The 18,534-nt window shown below is 73.3% G+C and carries 20 protein-coding genes and 1 pseudogene; 8 read left to right on the forward strand and 13 right to left on the reverse strand.

The genetic code is table 11. The features are described from left to right. Positions 1–668: ATP-dependent helicase C-terminal domain-containing protein (locus B5D80_RS24185; protein WP_281253495.1), on the forward strand; the 668-nt coding region annotated here is incomplete at its 5' end. A 22-nt stretch (positions 669–690) separates the two neighbouring features. Here B5D80_RS24185 and B5D80_RS24190 read toward each other — a convergent pair. Beyond that, on the reverse strand, positions 691–1,416 hold the full coding sequence (locus B5D80_RS24190; protein WP_088646230.1) for a PP2C family protein-serine/threonine phosphatase: 726 nt from the start codon (positions 1,414–1,416) through the stop codon (positions 691–693). Between the two features lie 264 nt (positions 1,417–1,680). Here B5D80_RS24190 and B5D80_RS24195 point away from each other — a divergent pair, with 264 nt between their 5' ends. Continuing rightward, positions 1,681–4,290, forward strand: coding sequence for a glycoside hydrolase family 9 protein (locus tag B5D80_RS24195; protein WP_088646269.1), 2,610 nt, complete (start codon positions 1,681–1,683; stop codon positions 4,288–4,290). A gap of 129 nt (positions 4,291–4,419) precedes the next feature. Then, positions 4,420–4,830 (forward strand): hypothetical protein, encoded by a 411-nt coding sequence (locus B5D80_RS24200; protein WP_088646231.1) that lies wholly within the window; start codon positions 4,420–4,422, stop codon positions 4,828–4,830. A gap of 41 nt (positions 4,831–4,871) precedes the next feature. Here B5D80_RS24200 and B5D80_RS24205 read toward each other — a convergent pair whose 3' ends face one another. From B5D80_RS24205 to B5D80_RS24240, 8 genes and pseudogenes are all read right to left on the reverse strand, one after another. Next, a complete protein-coding gene (locus B5D80_RS24205) occupies positions 4,872–5,072 on the reverse strand; it encodes a DUF397 domain-containing protein (RefSeq protein WP_088646232.1) in 201 nt (66 codons plus the stop codon). Beyond that, positions 5,063–5,830 (reverse strand): Scr1 family TA system antitoxin-like transcriptional regulator, encoded by a 768-nt coding sequence (locus B5D80_RS24210; protein WP_088646233.1) that lies wholly within the window; start codon positions 5,828–5,830, stop codon positions 5,063–5,065. Before B5D80_RS24210 ends, B5D80_RS24205 begins: the two co-directional genes overlap by 10 nt. A 230-nt stretch (positions 5,831–6,060) precedes the next feature. After that, a pseudogene (locus tag B5D80_RS24215) lies at positions 6,061–6,588 on the reverse strand (snapalysin family zinc-dependent metalloprotease); the annotation flags it as partial. A 96-nt stretch (positions 6,589–6,684) separates the two neighbouring features. Continuing rightward, a complete protein-coding gene (locus tag B5D80_RS24220; RefSeq protein ID WP_088646235.1) occupies positions 6,685–6,942 on the reverse strand; it encodes a UBP-type zinc finger domain-containing protein in 258 nt (85 codons plus the stop codon). Beyond that, positions 6,942–8,519 (reverse strand): Na+/H+ antiporter, encoded by a 1,578-nt coding sequence (locus B5D80_RS24225; protein ID WP_088646236.1) that lies wholly within the window; start codon positions 8,517–8,519, stop codon positions 6,942–6,944. The genes B5D80_RS24220 and B5D80_RS24225 overlap by 1 nt, the downstream gene beginning before the upstream one ends. A gap of 37 nt (positions 8,520–8,556) precedes the next feature. Further along, the gene (locus B5D80_RS24230; protein ID WP_088646237.1) at positions 8,557–9,522 is read right to left on the reverse strand and encodes a TIGR03885 family FMN-dependent LLM class oxidoreductase; all 966 of its coding nucleotides are present in this window, start codon (positions 9,520–9,522) and stop codon (positions 8,557–8,559) included. A gap of 66 nt (positions 9,523–9,588) precedes the next feature. After that, entirely contained in the window at positions 9,589–11,001 is a 1,413-nt protein-coding gene (locus tag B5D80_RS24235; RefSeq protein WP_088646238.1) for an NADP-dependent succinic semialdehyde dehydrogenase, read from the reverse strand. A gap of 12 nt (positions 11,002–11,013) precedes the next feature. Beyond that, positions 11,014–11,277, reverse strand: coding sequence for a DUF6343 family protein (locus B5D80_RS24240; RefSeq protein WP_088646239.1), 264 nt, complete (start codon positions 11,275–11,277; stop codon positions 11,014–11,016). 251 nt (positions 11,278–11,528) lie between these two features. Between B5D80_RS24240 and B5D80_RS24245 the strand changes: the two genes are divergently transcribed. Beyond that, positions 11,529–12,383, forward strand: a complete 855-nt coding sequence (locus B5D80_RS24245; RefSeq protein WP_088646240.1) for a GDSL-type esterase/lipase family protein — start codon at positions 11,529–11,531, stop codon at positions 12,381–12,383. Positions 12,384–12,489: 106 nt separating this feature from the next. On the opposite strand, the gene B5D80_RS24250 is transcribed toward B5D80_RS24245, so the two are convergent. From B5D80_RS24250 to B5D80_RS24260, 3 genes are all read right to left on the reverse strand, one after another. Continuing rightward, positions 12,490–13,212, reverse strand: a complete 723-nt coding sequence (locus tag B5D80_RS24250; protein WP_425437248.1) for an EcsC family protein — start codon at positions 13,210–13,212, stop codon at positions 12,490–12,492. A gap of 151 nt (positions 13,213–13,363) precedes the next feature. Further along, entirely contained in the window at positions 13,364–13,513 is a 150-nt protein-coding gene (locus B5D80_RS33740; RefSeq protein WP_169733099.1) for a hypothetical protein, read from the reverse strand. Between the two features lie 146 nt (positions 13,514–13,659). Then, a complete protein-coding gene (locus tag B5D80_RS24260) occupies positions 13,660–14,541 on the reverse strand; it encodes a peptidase M23 (protein WP_088646243.1) in 882 nt (293 codons plus the stop codon). 418 nt (positions 14,542–14,959) lie between these two features. Here B5D80_RS24260 and B5D80_RS24265 point away from each other — a divergent pair, with 418 nt between their 5' ends. Together B5D80_RS24265 and B5D80_RS24270 are read left to right on the forward strand one after the other, a co-directional pair. Next, complete coding sequence (locus tag B5D80_RS24265) at positions 14,960–15,880, forward strand: proteasome assembly chaperone family protein (RefSeq protein ID WP_088646244.1); 921 nt, start codon at positions 14,960–14,962, stop codon at positions 15,878–15,880. A 123-nt stretch (positions 15,881–16,003) separates the two neighbouring features. Beyond that, the gene (locus B5D80_RS24270; RefSeq protein ID WP_088646245.1) at positions 16,004–16,816 is read left to right on the forward strand and encodes an exodeoxyribonuclease III; all 813 of its coding nucleotides are present in this window, start codon (positions 16,004–16,006) and stop codon (positions 16,814–16,816) included. A gap of 17 nt (positions 16,817–16,833) precedes the next feature. On the opposite strand, the gene B5D80_RS24275 is transcribed toward B5D80_RS24270, so the two are convergent. Next, positions 16,834–17,409 (reverse strand): XRE family transcriptional regulator, encoded by a 576-nt coding sequence (locus B5D80_RS24275; protein ID WP_245854945.1) that lies wholly within the window; start codon positions 17,407–17,409, stop codon positions 16,834–16,836. 475 nt (positions 17,410–17,884) lie between these two features. Between B5D80_RS24275 and B5D80_RS24280 the strand changes: the two genes are divergently transcribed. Both B5D80_RS24280 and B5D80_RS24285 read left to right on the forward strand, forming a co-directional pair. Next, entirely contained in the window at positions 17,885–18,172 is a 288-nt protein-coding gene (locus B5D80_RS24280; protein WP_211291629.1) for a hypothetical protein, read from the forward strand. Next, entirely contained in the window at positions 18,169–18,423 is a 255-nt protein-coding gene (locus B5D80_RS24285; protein ID WP_245854947.1) for a flavin reductase, read from the forward strand. Before B5D80_RS24280 ends, B5D80_RS24285 begins: the two co-directional genes overlap by 4 nt. The last annotated feature ends 111 nt before the right edge of the window (positions 18,424–18,534 follow it).

Genomic DNA, 18,534 nt, shown 5'->3' on the forward strand with positions numbered 1-18,534 from the left:
CCCGGCTCGGCGCGATCGAGCTGGTCAGCCGCCCACTGGCCCGGCCGGCGGCGGAGCTGCTGGCCGCCGCCCTGGCCGCCGGGCTCCGCCAGGCGGGCCTGGACCTGTTGACCTGGACCCCGGCGGCCCGGTCGCTGCGCCAGCGGCTGGCGTTCTGCCGGCAGGCGCTGGGCGGGCCGTGGCCGGAGGTCACCGACGACGCGCTGCTCGCCGCCGCCGACAGGTGGCTCGGGCCGGAACTGGCCGCCGCCCGCCGCCGGGCCGACCTGGCCCGGATCGACGTGGTCGGGGCGCTGCGCCGGCTGCTGCCCTGGCCGCAGGCGGGCCGGCTGGACGAGCTGGCCCCGGAACGCGTCGAGGTGCCCAGCGGCTCCCGGGTCCGGGTCGACTACGCCGATCCGGCCGCGCCGGTGCTGGCGGTGAAGCTCCAGGAGACGTTCGGCTGGCAGCAGACGCCCCGGCTGGCCGACGGCCGGGTGCCGCTGCTGCTGCACCTGCTCTCCCCCGCCGGCCGGCCGGTCGCGGTCACCGCCGACCTGGCGTCGTTCTGGCGTACCGGCTACCCGCAGGTGCGCGGCGAGCTGCGTGGGCGGTACCCGCGCCACCCCTGGCCGGAGGACCCGGTCACGGCCGCGCCGACCCGGCACACCACGCACCGCCGCCGCTGAGCCGGCGCACCGCCGGTCGCGGTCACTCGTCGACGACGTCGGCGATGAGCACGGTGATGTTGTCCGGGCCGCCGGCCCGCAGGGCGAGGTCGATCAGGCGGCGGGCGCATTCCTGGCGGTCCGGGGTCTCCCGCAGCACCTCGGTGAGGGTGTCCGGGCGGACGACGTTGGACAGGCCGTCGCTGCACAGCAGCCAGCGGTCGCCGGCCCGGGGCACCATCGTGGCGTACGACGGGGAGACCTGTTCGCCCTGCAACGCCTGGGTGACCACGGCCCGCCGGGGGTGGCTGGACGCCTCCTCGGGGCTGATCACCCCCTGGTCGACGAGCATCTGGACGAAGGTGTCGTCCCGGGTGACCTGTTTGAGGGTGCCCTCGCGGAACAGGTAGGCCCGGGAGTCGCCGACGTGGGCCAGCGCCAGGCAGCTGCCGGTACGGGAGAACAGCAGGGCGGTCAGTGTGGTGCCCATGCCCTGCCGCTCGGGGTCCTCCCGGACGGCCTGGTGGATCCGCGCGGTGGCCAGCTCGATGCCGGTCTGCAACGCCGCCACCAGGGCGTCCTCGGGGGTCTCCACGTCCAGTGGGGCGACCGCGTCGATGGCGATCCGGCTGGCCAGGTCGCCGGCCGCCATCCCGCCCATGCCGTCGGCGACGGCGACGAGCCAGGCACCGGAGTGCAGGGCGTCCTGGTTTCCGCTGCGGATCAGCCCACGGTCGCTCGTCCCGACGGAACGAAGCTTCAGGGTCATGGGTGGCAGCCTGCCAGGCGGAGGGCGGTGTTGTCTCTAGGAGATCAGGACGACTGCGCGTGGCGCGGTGAATCTCACTGCCGCAGGCGTCGGTCCGGGCCGCTCCGGCACGCCGCGACCAGCCCGAAGGTCATCCAGTCGAATCGATTGACAGAGACGAGACGCGCTGGAAACATCTGGCTGATAGCTGGGAGCGCTCCCAGTGACAGGCATCGACGGCACACCCCACCACTACCCTTCCGCCCGGAAAGGAATCCCGTGATCCTGACCCGACGACGTCGGCGGCATCTCGCGGTACTGGCAGCGACGACCCTGATCCTCACCGGCGCCGGCACCGGCGTGGCCCACGCCGAGGTCCCGCCGGACGCCCCCGAGCAGATCAGCAACGGCGACTTCAGCGAGGGCGTCGCGCCCTGGTTCTCCTACGGCACCGGCCCGCTCGACGTCGTCGACGGCCGGCTCTGCGTCACCGTCCCCGCCGGGCTGGCCAATCCGTGGGACGCCGGCATCGGCCACGACGGGGTCCGGCTCAACGCCGGCGCGGAGTACAAGCTGAGCTTCGACATCTCGGCCACCCCCGGGCTGAGCGTCAACGCCGTGCTCCAGCTCGGCAGCGCCCCCTACACGTCGTACGCGAGCGTGCCCGCGGTGGCCGCCCCGACGAGCAAGCGGGTCGAGCAGACGTTCACCGTCCCGGACGACAACCCCAACGCCCAGCTCATCTTCCAGGTCGGTGGGGCCGCCGCCGAGCAGCGGATCTGCCTGGACAACGTCTCGTTGCGCGGTGGTGAGGCCGCCCCGCCGTACGTGCCGGACACCGGCCCCCGGGTACGGGTCAACCAGGTCGGCTACCTGCCCGGCGGCCCGAAGAACGCGACCGTGGTGACCGAGTCGACCGGTGCGCTGCCCTGGCAGCTCAAGTCGGCCGCCGGCACGGTCGTGGCCAGCGGCCAGAGCACCCCGCGCGGGGTCGACGCCGCCTCCGGGCAGAACGTGCAGACCGTCGACTTCTCGTCCTTCCGCACCCCCGGCACCGGCTACACGCTGGTCGCCGACGGCGAGACCAGCCACCCGTTCGACATCTCCGGCGACCTCTACGACCGGCTGCGGGCCGACGCGATGCAGTTCTTCTACGCCCAGCGCAGCGGCATCGAGATCGACGGTGACCTGATCGGCGACGAGTACGCCCGCCCGGCCGGCCACCTCGGGGTGGCCCCCAACCAGGGCGACACGCAGGTGCCCTGCCAGCCCGGCGTCTGCGACTACTCGCTGGACGTGCGCGGTGGCTGGTACGACGCGGGCGACCACGGCAAGTACGTGGTCAACGGCGGTATCGCCGCCTACCAGCTGCTGAGCGCCTTCGAGCGGACCAAGACGGCGGAGACCGCCGCCGGTGGCGCCGCGCTGGGCGACTCGACGCTGCGGGTGCCCGAGCGGGGCAACGCGGTGCCGGACATCCTCGACGAGGCCCGCTGGGAGATCGAGTTCCTGCTCCGGATGCAGGTGCCGGCCGGCAAGCCGCTGGCCGGGATGGCCCACCACAAGATCCACGACAAGGCGTGGACCGGCCTGCCGCTCGCCCCGCAGGACGACGCCCAGCCGCGTGAGCTGCACCCGCCGTCGACCGCCGCCACCCTCAACCTGGCCGCCGTCGCCGCGCAGTGCCAGCGCCTGTTCGCCCCGTACGACGCGGCGTTCGCCGCCCGCTGCGGCACCGCCGCGACGACCGCGTACGCCGCGGCCAAGGCGCACCCGGCGGTCTACGCCGACCCGAACGACGGCATCGGCGGCGGCGCGTACGACGACACCAACGTCACCGACGAGTTCTACTGGGCCGCGGTCGAGCTGTACCTGACCACCGGCAAGAAGGCGTACCTGGACGACCTGACCGCCTCGCCCCAGCACACCGGCGACGTGTTCGCCACGGGCGGCGCGTTCAGCTGGCAGAGCGTGGGCGCGGTCGGCCGGCTCGAACTGGCCACCGTGCCGAACGGCCTGCCGGCCGCCGACCGGGCCCGGGTCCGCGCCTCGGTGACCGCCGCCGCCGACAACTACCTGGCCACCCTGCACGCCCAGGCGTACGGCCTGCCGGTGCCGGGCGAGGCGGCCAGCTACGTCTGGGGCAGCAACAGCAACATCATCAACAACATGGTCGTGCTGGCCACCGCGTTCGACCTGACCCGGGACGCGAAGTACCGGGACGGTGCCGTGCAGGCGACCGACTACCTGCTCGGCCGCAACGCGCTGAACATGTCGTACGTGACCGGCTGGGGCGAGCAGAACGCGCGCAACCAGCACAGCCGGATCTTCGGCAACCAGCTCAACCCGGCCATGCCGAACCCGCCGGTGGGCTCGCTCGCCGGTGGCCCGAACGCCGCCCTGCAGGACCCGTTCGTCGCCCAGTTGCTCAAGGACTGCGCGCCGATGTTCTGCTACGTCGACGACATCAACTCGTACTCGACCAACGAGGTGGCGATCAACTGGAACTCGGCGCTGGCCTGGCTCGCGTCGTTCCTCGCCGACCAGGGGGAGGCCAAGGCGGTGGCCCCGCGCACCTGCGCGGTGAGCTACCAGGTGCACGGCACCTGGCCGGACGGCTCCAACACCCAGGTCGTCCTGCGCAACACCGGTGACACCGCGATCGACGGCTGGACCCTGCGCTACGCCTACAACGGCGACCAGAAGGTCACCCAGGCGTGGTCGGCGAAGGTGACCCAGTCCGGGGCCACCGTGACGGCGAAGAACGAGTCGTACAACGCGAAGATCGCGCCGGGCGGCAGCATCACCTTCGGTCTGCTCGCCAAGACCGGCACGCTGGCCAACCCGGAACCGGATCTGATCACCGTCAACGGCGGCGCCTGCACGGTGTCCTGACCGGCACTCCTACCCTCGGACCCCGGGCTGCCACCCGGGGTCCGAGCGCGCCGGGCGGTCGTCCCCCGACCGCCCGGCGCCCCCGCCCGACCGCCCGGCACGCCCGGCCCAGCAGTGGAGACGAGTCCGATGCCCGAGCAGACCACGATCTCCGACGCCGAGCGTCGGCGCATCGTCCACGAGTTCGTCGACGGGACCGTCGGCGACGCCCACCCCGAGGTGGTGGCGATGGTCCGTGACCTCACCCACCGGGTCCGCGACACCGTCGAACTGGCCCGCGCCGCCGGCATCGCGCCCGAGTCGCCCCGCGCCGGTCACGTGGTGGCCGCGCTGGTCTGCGCGTACGGCGAGGTCTTCGACCGGGTCGACGACGCCGCCTACCGCAGCGCGCTGCTGGCCCGGCTGGAGGTCGCCAACGACCCGCGGACCGAGCGGTACTTCCAGCTCCTCGCGACGGTCAACGGCTGGACCGCGCCACCCACCCTGACCCCGGTGCTGGACTGGTTCATCGCCGCGCTGCGCCACCACCCGGCACCCTGACCCACGCCTCGCCGGCCCGGTGACGGCGGCGGGCGGGCCGGTCAGCCGGCCTGTCGCGTCGACCGGGCCAGGCGCAGGAAGCCGCGCCAGGCAGCCGGGGTGAAGGCCAGGGTGCCGCCCGCGCGGTCCTTCGTGTCGCGGACGAGGACGACGCCGGGCAGGTTGTCCGCCACCTCGACGCAGTTGCCACCGTTGTTGCCGCTCCTGGTGCTCGTGTGCCACCGGACGCCGCTCAGCTCCATGATGCCGCCGCTTTCCTGACGAGTTCCAGGGATCGCGCCCGGGGTAGGGCCTCCCCCACTATGCGCGCCCACCGGCGCTCCAGGACAGCGATATCCGTGCGCTGGTCGATGATCTGCGCGCGTACCTGCCCGTCGACGTGTGCCACCCGCGTGCCGTCGTCCAGCTCGGCGACGACGAACGGCCCGCCGAGGCCGGCGTACATGCCCGTCTCGGTGGGGACCACGTGCACCTGTACGGTCGGCAGCTCGGCGCAGGCGGCGAGGTGGGCGCACTGCTCACGCATGAGGTCGGGCCGTCCCGGCACCGGGCGGTGCAGCACCGACTCGTCGATGACGGCGACCAGCAGCGGCGGGCGGTCGCGGTGCAGGATCGCCTGGCGGGCGAGGCGCGCCGTGATGAGCTGGTCGACCTCCTCCTCGGTCAGGGTCTCCCCGGCCAGGGTCGCCCGTGCGTACGCCTCGGTCTGGAGCAGGCCGGGCACCCAGGCCAGCTCGAAGCCGCGCAGCACGACGGCCTCGCGTTCGATGTCGGCCCACGGCCGGAACCACGCGGGCTCGTGCCGCTTGTGCAGGTCGGGCCAGAGGTCGAGGACGTCCCGCTTGAGCAGCGCGGCGACCTCGGCACGATGCCGGGTCTGGGGGATCCTCCCCTGGCTGGCCCAGCGCGCGGCGGTCTTCGGGTCGACCCCGATGCGGGCGGCGAGGCTCTCGGCCGTCTCGCCCGCCTCGGCCATCGCCTCTTTGACTGCCAGATTCATCCTGACCCTCCCCGGACATCCTGGATATCCGGAGCCATCTTGCTACGCGGTGTGATCATGTCGCAACCCTTCGGCACGGCGGGATCAGGGCGGCGTCGCCGACGGGCCGGACCCCCGTCGGCGGCACCCCACCCGGGCCGCTCCCGGCCAGCGGCGGGAACGGCCCCTCCACCGTGGACCGACGGGGCTCAGGAACCGACGGCGACCGACGCGGGGGCACCGTCGCCCCGCCAGACGTAGCTGACCCCGGCCGGCGCGGTGAGCGAACCGGCGAACAACGCGTTGACCCGGGACGCCTCGGCGCTGCTGGGTGTGGCGTTGCGGCACGACACCGGGGCGCTGCTGCCCGACATCAGGTCGGTGCACAGGCCGGTCCGGTTGTCCGGCAGGCCGAGGATGTGACCGATCTCGTGGGTGGCGATCCGGGTCCGGTCGTACCCCTGGTCGACGGCCTGGGTGCCCATCCAGACCCGGCCGTTGCCCAGGCTGGTGGTCTGCGCCCGGGGCCAGCCGGTGTCGACGTAGATGGTGATGTTGCCGGGGGTGCGGGCGACCAGCCGGACGTTGCTCACCGAGCTGTTCCAGATCGTCGCGGCCTGGTCGAAGTTGGTGCGGAACTCCCCCGCCCGGCTCGCGTCGTAGTAGACCGTCCGCGCGGCGGCGGACGCCGCGCCGCCACCCGCGGCGACCGCGCCGGTCGCCGTGAGCACCAGCGCCAGCAGGGTCCCGGCGGTACGCGAGAACTGTCGTCGGCGCATCGTCCGACCTCCCATCGATAGAAGTTCACCGATGTTATGCGGTCGGTCGGAACCCGGTCGAATAGCGGTTACGTCATACCGCCACCACCTGACGGCTCAGCCGATCTCCTCGTCGACGAAGCACCAGCGCCAGGACTCCCCCGGCTGGATGGACCGCATCACCGGGTGCCCGCTGGACTCGAAGTGCTTCGTCGCGTGCTGGTACGGCGACGAGTCGCAGCACCCCACCTGCCCACACTCCACACACGACCGCAGGTGCACCCAGTCGTCGTTGCCGACGGCCACGCACTCCGGGCAGGCGTCGGTGACGCTCGGCTCGGCGGTTCCCGCCCCGGTCAGGTGCGCACAGCTCATCAGTCACTCTCCCGTCGCAACAACGACTCCTCCAGGTCCAGGTCGCGGTACGCCCGCACCAGCACCTCCTCGGGAATCCGTCCCTCGTCCCGGGCGGCCCGGAAGACCTCCCGCTCGGCGTCGATCATCTCCTGCCGCAGCCGACCGTACGCCTGCGACGGCGTCTCCCGGTCGCTGCCGCCGAGCCGCTCCCACGCCAGGTTGGTGCGGCTCTGCACCAGCCCGCGCAACCGCTCCACCACGGCCGGCGGCGCGCCCTCGGCCAGTTCGTCCAGCTTCTCCCGGGCCGCCCGGCCGGCCTGCTGCTGCACCGTCGCGGCGGAGAGCGCGTCGGCCACCGGGTCGTCCGGGGGCAGCTTCAACCGGCGGGCCACCCACGGCAGGGTCGCCCCCTGCCCGACCAGTGTCGCCACGATCACCGCGAAGGCCAGCCAGATGAACAGCGCCCGCTGGTAGGGCTGCTCCCCGGCCAGGGTCAGCGGCAGGCCCAGCGCGGCGGCCAGCGTCACCACCCCGCGCATCCCGGCCCAGCCGATGACGATCGGGAACTGCACCGGCGGCCCCGGGTCCCGCTGCCGGACCCGGGGCACCAGCCGGGCCAGGTAGGTGGCCGGGAAGACCCAGACGAAGCGGGCCAGGAAGACCGCCGCCAGCACCGCCGCGGTGATCCCCACCAGCCGGCCGGTCGGCTCGTCGAGATCCTGCAGCACCTCGGGCAGTTGCAGGCCGACCAGCAGGAAGACCAGCCCCTCCAGCAGGAACTGCACCAGCCGCCAGAACGCGCCGGTCTGCAACCGGGAGGCGGCCGACAGCAGCAGCGGCATCTTGTGGCCGATCCCCAACCCGGTCACCACCACCGCCACCACCCCGGAGGCGTGGATCTCCTCGGCCGCGAAGACCACCGCGAACGGCACGATCAACGACAGCGCGTTGTCCAACAGCGGATCGGTGGTCCGCTTGTGCAGGTAGCCGAAGACCACCACGCCCAGCAGCCCGACCAGCACCCCGCCGCCGGTGGCGACCACCACCTCCTGCGCCACGTACCCGAAGCTCACCGAGCCGGCGCTGGCGGTGGCCGCGACGATCGCCACCCGCAGCAGCACCAGCGCGGTGGCGTCGTTGACCAGGCTCTCCCCCTCCAGGATGGTCACCACCCGCCGGGGCAGGCCCACCCGCCGGGCCACCGCGGTGGCCGCGATCGCGTCCGGCGGGGCCACCACCGCGCCCAGCGCCACACAGATCGCGTACGGCAGCTCGGGCAGGAACAGGTGCACCACCGTGCCCACCACGAACGCGGTGAAGATCACCAGCCCCACCGCGAGCAGCAGGATCGGCCGCAGGTTGAGCCGGAACGCCGGCACCGAGGTCTCCAACGCCGCCACGTAGAGCAGCGGCGGCAGGATGCCCACCAGCACCAGGTCGGGGTCGAGCCGCACGTGCGGGAAGCCCGGCAGGAAGGACAGCCCGAGGCCGAGCACCACCAGCAGGATCGGCGCGAGCAGACCCAGCTTGCGGGCCAGCGCGGCACCGAAGGTCGCGATCGCCAGGAAGACCACGACCTCGAACAGAGCTTCCATGGAGTAGCAGCCTAGGCGTACGGAGGGGCCAGGGTGATCACCCGGCGGCGCGCAACTTCGGCAGCACCTCCGCACCGAACGTGTCGATGAAGGCGCGCTGCTCCTGCCCGACGTGGTGCAGGGCGATCTGGTCGAAGCCCAGCGACAGGTACTCCTCCAGCCAGCCCACGTGCCGGCCGAGGTCCGCCGACACGTTCACCACCTCGGCGACCTGCTCCATCGGCACCCGCTCGCTGACCGCGTCGAAGTGCTCGGCGGTGTCGAGGTCCCAGCAGACCGGCGGCGCGAAGACGTTGCTGCGCCACTGCTCGTACGCGATCGCCTCCGCCTCGGCCTGCTCCGGCGCCCAGCTCACGTGCACCTGGAGGTGCAACGGTCCCCGCCCGCCCGCGTCCCGGTAGGCGTCGATCATCTCGCGCAGGTGCGCGGTCGGTGCGTTCACCGTGATCAGGCCGTCCGCCCACTCGGCGCACCACCGGGCGGTGGCCACGCTGACCGCCGCCCCGATCAGCGCCGGCGGTTCCTCCGGCCGGGTCCACAGCCTCGCCCGGTCCACCCGGACCAGGCCGTCGTGGCTGACCTCCTCGCCGGCCAGCAGCGCCCGGATCACCTCCACGCACTCCCGCAGCCGGGCGGTCCGCACGTCCTTGCGCGGCCAGCCGTCGCCGGTGATGTGCTCGTTGCTCGCCTCGCCGGTGCCCAGCGCCGCCCAGAACCGGCCCGGGTACATCGCGCCCAGGGTGCCGATCGCCTGCGCGATGATCGCCGGGTGGTAACGCTGGCCGGGGGCGTTGACCACCCCGAACGGCAGCCCGGTGGCCTGCAGCGCCGCTCCCAGCCAGGACCAGGCGAAGCCGGACTGGCCCTGCCTGGTGCTCCACGGCGAGAAGTGGTCCGACGACATCGCGGCGTCGAAGCCGGCGCGTTCGGCGTGCACCACCGCCTCCAGCAGGCGGCTCGGATGGATCTGCTCGTGGGAGGCGTGGAAGCCGAACACCGTCATGGCGTCCTTCCGTACCCATGACGGTGTCCGGTTAAAGCTCGCCCGCGCCGGTCACCCGGCGCGGGGTCACTCGGCGTGCGCGCCGGCCCCGGCGGTGGCCGCGCCCTCCCCCACCCAGACGGTCTTGGTGTTGCAGAACTCCCGCATCCCCAGCGCCGACAGCTCCCGGCCGTAGCCGGAGTTCTTCACCCCACCGAACGGCAGTTCCGGGTACGAGGTGGTCATGCCGTTGACGAACACGTTGCCGGCGTCCAGGTCGGTGGCGAACCGCTCCTGCTCGGCCGGGTCGGTGGTCCAGGCGTTCGCGCCCAACCCGAACGGCGTGCCGTTGGCCACCGCGACCGCCTCGTCGTACGACGACACCCGGTAGAGCCCGGCGACCGGCCCGAAGACCTCCTCGGCCCACATCCGCATCTGCGGGTTCAGGTCGGTGACCACGGTCGGCGGGTAGAACCAGCCGTCGCCGTCCGGCTTCTCGCCCCCGCAGAGCACCGTCGCGCCGTGCGCCACCGCGTCCTGCACCTGGGCGTGGATCTCGTCCCGGCCGCTCTCGCTGGCCAGCGGGCCGACGTCGGTGCCGGCGTCCATCGGGTCACCGACCCGCAGCGCGGCCATGTTCGCGGCGAACTTCCCGGCGAACGCGTCGAAGACGTCGGTGTGCACGATGAACCGCTTGGCGGCGATGCAGGACTGGCCGTTGTTCTGGCAGCGGGCGGTGGTGGCCACCTCGGCGGCCCGGTCCAGGTCGGCCGAGGGCATCACCACGAACGGGTCGCTGCCGCCCAGCTCCAGCACCGTCTTCTTCAGCTCCCGGCCGGCGATCTGGGCGATCGAGCGGCCCGCGCCCTCGCTGCCGGTCAGCGTCGCCGCCCGGACCCGGGGGTCGCTGAGGATCCGGTCGACGGCGTCCGAGCCGGCCAGCAGGGTGGTGAACGCGCCCTCGGGGAACCCGGCCCGGCGGAACACGTCCTCCAGGTAGAGCGCGGTCTGCGGCACGTTGGACGCGTGCTTGAGCAGGCCGGTGTTCCCGGCCATCAGGGCCGGCGCGGCGAACCGCATCACCTGCCAGAGCGGGAAGTTCCACGGCATCACCGCGAGCACCGCCCCGATCGGCTGGTAGCGGACGAAGGCCCGCTTCGCCTTCACCGCGGCGGCGTCGGCGGGCTCGTCGGCGAGCATCCGCTCCGCGTTCGCCGCGTAGAACCGGCAGGCGGTGGCGCACTTGGTGACCTCGGCCTGCGCCGCGGCGTAGGTCTTGCCCATCTCGGTGGTCATCAGCCGGGCGGTCTCGTCGCGTTCGGCGTCGAGCAGGTCCGCGGCGGCGTTCATCCACTGCGCCCGCTGGGCGACAGTGGTCCGGCGCAGGTCCCGGAACGCCAGGTCGGCCCGTTCGATGGCGGCGTCGATCTGCTCGGTCGACATCGGCTCGTACGACTTGAGCACCTGACCGGTGGCGGGGTTGGTGGTGGCGATGGGCATCTCGTACTCCTGTCACTCGAAGAGTGAGTGCCGCGCGCCCGGCTGCTCACGGCGGCGGGCGGCACGGCGGCGCTGGATGACGACCAGGTCGACCACCGCCACGACGGCGAACAGCGCGCAGGGCACGCCCAGCCAGGCCAGCCCGGCCCAGAACGCCACGACCGCGAGGATGGTCATGGTGACCAGGCCGAACAGGGCCAGCGCCAGGCGCAGGTTCAACGCGCTGTAGGCGTGGCCGACCGTGCCACGGGCGCGCCGGGGCTGCGATCTCGTCATCGTCTCGGCCTACCCCGGCACGGACGCCACTAACCGGCCCCGACGCCCGGATCACCCGCGAAGGCGCTGCCCACCGGGTCGGCGGCGGAGGACGACCCGCCCGGAGAGCCCCGGTCCGACCTGTTCTTACCAGATTCATGTTTCGAGCTGTTGAATCTGCCCGGAAGTCGACACGAGCGGGCCGCCGCACCCCGTACGGCCCGTAGAGTGACCGGGCTGTCGCTCTGCGCCGCCTGACCGGGGGAAGACGCATGCCTCGACGCTGGGTCGCCGCCGTGGCCTGCCTGTTGGCGCTCACCGCGCTCGCCTGCGAGGAGGGCGGCGGGGCCTCCCCCCGCCCGACGAAGAGCGGATCGACACCGACCGGTCTGCCCGGCACGATGGCCGCCCTCGGCGACTCGATCACCACCGGGTTCGGTTCCTGCCTGGTGCTCACCTCGTGCCAGCGCAACTCCTGGTCCACCGGGGACGGCATCCGGGTGGAGAGCCACTACCGGCGGCTGCTCGACGCCGGCGCGCCGATCCGCAACCGGGCCCGCAACCACGCCGTGCCGGGGGCCCGCGCCGAGGCCCTCGCCGGGCAGGCCGGCGCCGCCGTCAAGGACAAGGCCGACTACGTCACCGTGCTGATCGGCGCGAACGACGCCTGCCGCGACGACATCGACGCGATGACCGCGACCGCCACCTTCCGCAGCCAGGTCGACCGGGCGCTGCGGGTGCTGCGCGAGGGCCGCCCGAAGGCCCGGGTCCTGGTGGCCAGCATCCCCGACCTGAACCGGCTCTGGGAGGTCGGGCGCACCGAGTCCCGCGCGGTGCGGATCTGGAAGACCGGGATCTGCCCCGCCCTGCTGGCCAATCCCACCTCGGACGCCAAGGCCGACCGGGACCGCCGGGCCCGCTTCGCCGAGCGGATCGACGCGTACAACAGCCAGCTCAAGGCGGCCTGCCGGGCGTACGGGTCGCGGTGCCGCTACGACGGCGGCGCGGTGCACCGGGTGCGGTTCAGCCTGGACGAGGTCAACGCGCTGGACTGGTTCCACCCCAACGTCGCCGGGCAGAACCGGCTCGCCGACGCGACGTTCCCGGCGGCCGGCTGGCGGCTCTGAGCCACCCCGGCACCGCGCCCGCTCGCGGGCGGGCGTCGCCCCGCGGTCGTGCCCTGCGCGGGCCGCGCCCGGTAATGGGCCGGACGCGGCGTGGCACCGGCTCCGGTCAGGAGCGGCGCGGGTGGGGCACTCCGCCCCGGTGCTCCCGGTAGAGCGCCTGGGCGCGCTCGGCCAGATCCTTGGTCGCCGACGAGTTGGCCCAGGTGCCGAGGATGATCGCGGCACCGGGGACGACCTTGGCGAAGACCCGCTTGGCCGCCCGCACCCCGGCCATCCGGGCCAGCCGGACGCCGAGTTGCAGCATCACCCGCCCGAGCGGGTTCTGGGCGGCGTGACCGAACAACGCACCCGCCCGCTCCCGACCGGCCGCGACGCCCAGCGCCAGCCGGGCCGTCTCGGCCGCCTTGTGCACCTTCTGCAGGACGAGCAGGTCGGTGGCCCGGTCGGGGTGCACCGGGTCCGCGCCGTACGCCGCGGCCACGTGCAGCACCAGCCGGGCCTGGGTCCAGGCCAGCACGCCGACGTCGATGACCGCACCGGGCAGCCCCGCCGCGCCCGAGACCGCTCCGGACAGGCGGGCCCGGTTGACGAAGCGCCGGACTGCCTGCTCGGCCAACTGGTCGGCGGTGGCGTCGGGGCGTTCCGCCCGGGTCCTGGCGACCCACTGCGCCGCCTCCGGGCCGAGCCGGCGGACCGCCTCCAGGGCCAGGTGCTCCGGGGCGTACTGCGGGTCGTCCCGCATCCGGTCCCAGAGCCGGGCCGGCGGGGCCTCCGGCGCGTCGCCCGGATCAGCGGCCGGCACCGCCGGGACCGGAGCCGACGCCCCCACGGTCGCCGGGACCGTGGCGGTCGGTGTCACGGGGACGGCCGCCGGGCCGGCGGTGTCCGCCGGTACCGGCGGCGTGGGGACGGTCGGTTCGTCGTCGACGGGGACGGCGTCGGTCACAGATGCTCCCGGGCTGGAATAGGTTCGCGGACGGTCAGCGGCGACGGCCCGACAGCCTGCCTGCCGCCTGCTTGAGCCGCGCCTGGTTCTCCGGCTTGGCCAGCTCGCGCCGACCCCGGTCGACCAGCTGCTGCCCCTTGGGTGAGCGCAGGAAGGCGCTGATCCGCTGCATCAGTGCTGACATGTCGTCCTCCGATCGGGTGTCCTGCGTCATGTGTACCCGATCCGAGCAACCACCAACCGTCCACTGTGTCCGGTCGAGGGTAGCCATCAGGCGACCCCGACGCGAACCGGCCCGGCCCACTCCGCGGGGTGGGCCGGGCCGGCGACTCAGACCAGGATGGCGGCGACCACCTCGGTGGCCCGCCACTCGTGCTGGGCGTAGAGGTCCGGGTAGGCGGAGATCTGCACGGCCTGCGCGGCGACGGTGAGCGGAAGGTCCGCCCAGCCGGGGATCTCCAGCAGCGCGGTGAGGAACGCCCGGGTGGCGAACGCCGGGTCCATCAGCTGGCCGACCTCTCCCCAGCCGCTGCTCGGCCGCTGCTGGAACAGCCCGACCGAGTCGTGGTCCCAGCCGATCGCCTGGTGCGGGTAGTTCTGCGACTCGGGCAGCACCCCGCTGGCGTAGTTGTAGAGGTTGCTCTCCTGCATCGCGGTGGCCACCGCGATGATCAGGGCCCGGCGCGGCACGCCCATCGCCCGGCCGGCCCTGACGATCTCCTTGGCGTTGTCCATCTGGGCCTGGTCGAGGCCGGCCACCGGGACGATCCGCTTCGGCCGGGGCTTCGGCTTCGGCCGGGGCTTGGGCTTGGTTGTCCTGGTCGCGCTCGGGGTCGGGCTCGGGGTGGCGGCGGTCGGGCTGGCGGCGGCCGGGGTGCTCGGCACGATGGTGACCGGGGTACGGATCTCGGCGCGGGAGGCGGCCTGCTGGCCACGCTCGGCGAGGGCGGCCTCGGTGCCGGCCCGGTCGTCGGCCCGCTCGTCCGGCCGGGCCTGGACGCCCGCGACGGCGGTGACGCCGAGGCAGCAGAGCACCCCGGCGGCGAGGAGCACCGGCCGGCGGCGGCGGAGGTTAACGAGCCCGCCGAGGCGGGTACGGAGGGAACGGGGTTCACGGAGAACGCCGACCTGAACGGACGAGGGGGTGTCGTCCGAACGGCCAGTCATGCCCTGGGGGGCGCCCTGGTCGTCGATGGTGTCGTCGTCACGCATCCGCCGAGGCTAGGCATGCCCTTTCCCGGCCACCCACCAGCAGGAAGTGGCCCTCGCCACATTTTCCGGCAGGGCGGCGGGACGCTCACCCCGGACGCGGGACCGGGGCGACAGACCACTCCCAACGGGCATTACGGTCAGCAACCGCGCGCGCCGTCGTCGGAGCGGGTCGACCACCCAGACCACCCCGGCCGACCGCAAGATCCATCATGTCCCCCTTTCGGGCGACACGCCGGAACCGTCCGGCCGGGTTGTCCCGGCCCGTCCGGCGAATTGGTGGCTTCCTCCGGGTTTGATAGCCGGATCGGTCACGACGCGCCCAGTGATGGAATGGATGACGCCGACGGGTACGTTCCCCGAACCGGGTGCCGTCCGTGCGCGGTCGCCCGTAGGCGCATTTCCTCAGGAGGTCCGACCGGTGCTCGACCCACACGAGCTGTACCAGCTCACCGACGATCTGCCCGACCTCGGTCAGCCGGTGCTGATCCAGGCGCTCACCGGCTTCGTCGACGCCGGCAACGCCACCCGGCTGGCCCGCGAGCAGCTCCTCACCTCACTGGACGCCCGTACGATCGCCACCTTCGACGTCGACCAGCTCTTCGACTACCGGTCCCGCCGCCCGGTGATGACCTTCGTCGAGGACCACTGGGAGGACTACGACGCCCCCGAACTCGCCCTGCACCTGCTCCGCGACGACGACGAGACGCCCTTCCTCCTGCTCACCGGCCCCGAGCCGGACCTGCAGTGGGAGCGGTTCGTGGCGGCGGTCGGCGCGGTGGCCGCCCGGCTCGACGTCCGGCTCACCGTCGGGCTCAACTCGATCCCGATGGCCGTCCCGCACACCCGGCCCACCGGGGTCACCGCGCACGCCACCCGCCGCGAGCTGATCGCCGGCTACGAACCGTGGTTGCAGCGGGTGCAGGTCCCGGGCAGCGTCGGTCACCTGCTGGAGTACCGGCTCGGCGAGGCCGGTCGGGACGCCCTCGGGTTCTCCGCGCACGTGCCACACTACGTTGCCCAGACGGAGTACCCGGCCGCCGCCGAGGTGCTGCTCGCCTCGGTGTCCCGCAGCACCGGGCTACTGCTGCCCAACGAGAGCCTGCGCTCCGCCGCCGAGGTGGTCCGGGTGGAGATCGACCGGCAGGTCGCCCAGACCGACGAGGCCGCCGCGCTGGTCACGGCCCTGGAGGAGCAGTACGACGCGTTCGCCCGGGGCCGGGGGGAGAAGAACCTGCTCGCCGCCGAGACCGGCCCCCTGCCCACCGCCGACGAGCTGGGCGCCGAGCTGGAGCGTTTCCTCGCCGAGCAGACCCGACCCGGGGAGACCCCGGGCGCCTGACCCCGCCGGCCGGGTGGCGGCGACCCGACCGGGACGCCGCCGCCCGCAGCCACCGGTGCGCCGGGGCCGGTCCGACGGCGGGCCGGCCCGGCGGGGTGGGCCGCGATGCGGCAGGCTGGGCACATGCGCCTGGCGACCTGGAACGTGAACTCGGTGAAGGCCCGCCTGCCCCGCCTGCTCGACTGGCTGGCCGGCACCGCCCCCGACGTGGTCTGCCTCCAGGAGACCAAGTGCCCCGACGGGGCCTTCCCCGTCGCCGAGGTCGGCGAGCTGGGCTACGAGGTGGCCAGCCACAGCGACGGCCGGTGGAACGGGGTGGCCGTCCTGTCCCGCGTCGGGCTGACCGACGTCGCCGTCGGGCTCCCCGACGAGCCGGGCTTCCCCCGGCCCGAGGCCCGCGCCATCGCCGCCACCTGCGCCGGGGTCCGGATCTGGTCGGTGTACGTGCCGAACGGCCGCGCCACCGACGACCCGCACTACGCGTACAAGCTGGCCTGGCTGGCGGCGCTGCGGGACGCGGTGAGGCCGGCGGTGGCCGCCGGTGGTCCCGTCGCCGTCTGCGGGGACTTCAACGTCGCCCCGACCGACGACGACGTCTGGGACCCGGCGCTCTTCGTCACCTCGACCCACGTCACCCCCGCCGAGCGGGCCGCCCTGGCCGCCCTGCGCGACCTCGGCCTCAGCGACGTGGTGCCCACCCCGATGAAGGGCCCGCACCCGTACACCTACTGGGACTACCGGGCCGGCATGTTCCACCAGAACAAGGGCATGCGGATCGACCTGGTGTACGCCTCCGCGGCGCTGGCCCGCGCGGTCCGCTCCGCGTACGTCGACCGGGAGGCCCGCAAGGGCAAGGGCCCCTCCGACCACGCCCCGATCGTGGTCGACGCCGACCTGCCCTTCGCGGAGCCGACCGGCCCGACCGAGGAGCGGTAGCGCCGCATCCCGGCCGGTCAGCGCCCGCCCGGCTGCTCTGCTACCGCGTCGGCGGGCTGCTGCTGCGCCGCATCGGCCCAGAGCGCCTCGAAGTGCTCGACATACCTGCTGAACGGCCCGTCGCTCTCCCGCCGGCGCAGATGGAACGTGACGGAGTCCTGGCCCAGCGCGCCGCCGATGTGGGTGGCCACGATCGCGTCGTCGTCGAACACCCAGACCGACATCGCGACGTGCCGGTCGGACAGCCGCACGGCCAGCGGGGTGGGCGATTTGGCGATCTCGGCACGCGTCATGGCGATCCGGGTCCCGAGGTCGAGGGGGGTCGCCTCGACCCGGTCCCGACCGGCGGTGACCGGGCTCGCCGGGTCACCGAGCAGAAACCGTACGTCCGCTCCGGCCTGTGCCTTCGCCCCCAGGGTCCCGGCGGCGTTCGGCACGTCCAGCCAGACGAAGTAGCTCGTGTAGCCGCCGAACCAGAGGCGGGACCGCGCTCCCTCGATCAACTCCCGGAGCAGCGACCGGGGCAGGTCGGAACGGCGGGCATAGACGCCCACCAACTCCCGGTCCGCACCCAACTTGACAGCGCGACGCACAGCATCAGGCCACAGCACGTCTACATCCTTACCCAGAACACCTGCCACCCGCACCCGCGAGCGTGGATGCGGCAGGCGACCCCGGCTGACCCACCGCTGCACGGTCTTGGCATCGACGTCACACTTCTCCGCGAGCTGGCCGACCGTGAGCCCGGCGGCGGTCAGCGCGTCCCGTAGAGATTCGTTCTTCGGCACCGGAGGGGACCTTTCCTAGACGTCCCTCGATGGTCGCATACGGGCGGTTAACTCGTCCGTCACCCACTGCGATGGTTCTTGCCGCAGCGACATCACTGGCGCTCCCTCCGCCAGATGCCCAGAAGGGATGGCCACCGTGATCGAGAGGCGCCCGATGCCACCGTCCGCCCCGGATGACGAGCATCGTCACGGTCCGTCGCCGGGCAGGAAGCCGGCGTCACCGCTGCCGGCGGCAGCGGTGCGTGCCGGTGAACTGCTGCACCTCACCAGAGACGCGAGCGTGCAGTTCATCTGGCCGATAACCGTCCGGGTCATCCGGGTGCTGACCGACTGGCACACGTACGACGGGTGGGTGTGGGTCGACGCGTACCAGCTGAATGCCGCCGGTGACGCGGTCCGGCGGCGGACCCTGTTCCTCAGGTCAGCCGGTGTCCGACGGTCCGCCCCACGACCAGAACCGGTGGCCGGCCGGCAACCAGGGGAAGCCGACCGGCCGGGACCGGCGACCCGGCGGCGCAACGCCCGGCCGGACCCGGCAGCGGTACGCGCCCCGGCGGCGACCCGGTGACCGGAGCGCTGCCGGGTCGGCACACGCCGCTGCGGCCGATCTGGTTGTGCCGGGTCGATGCCCGGCCCTGGCCCTGCGGGGAGGCGAAGCTCGCGCTCCTGGCCAGGTACGACGGTGACCGATCCGGCCTGTTGGTTCTCCTGGCCGAGTTGTCGGTGGAGGCTACCGAACACCTGAGGCAGCTCGACTGTGGTCGTCAGGTCGACCTGACCGACCGCTTCCTGGCCTGGCTCCACCCACCCACCGACTGATCGTTTCGCCGGGACGGGCCGGCGGCAGGTGGATCGTGGAGAGTTGTGGCGGGCGGGGCCACGACAACTCTCCACGATCCGTTCACCGGACGCGGCGCACCAGCCGGGGAC

The sequence above is a fragment of the Micromonospora wenchangensis genome, assembly GCF_002210435.1.
Lineage (GTDB): Bacteria > Actinomycetota > Actinomycetes > Mycobacteriales > Micromonosporaceae > Micromonospora > Micromonospora wenchangensis.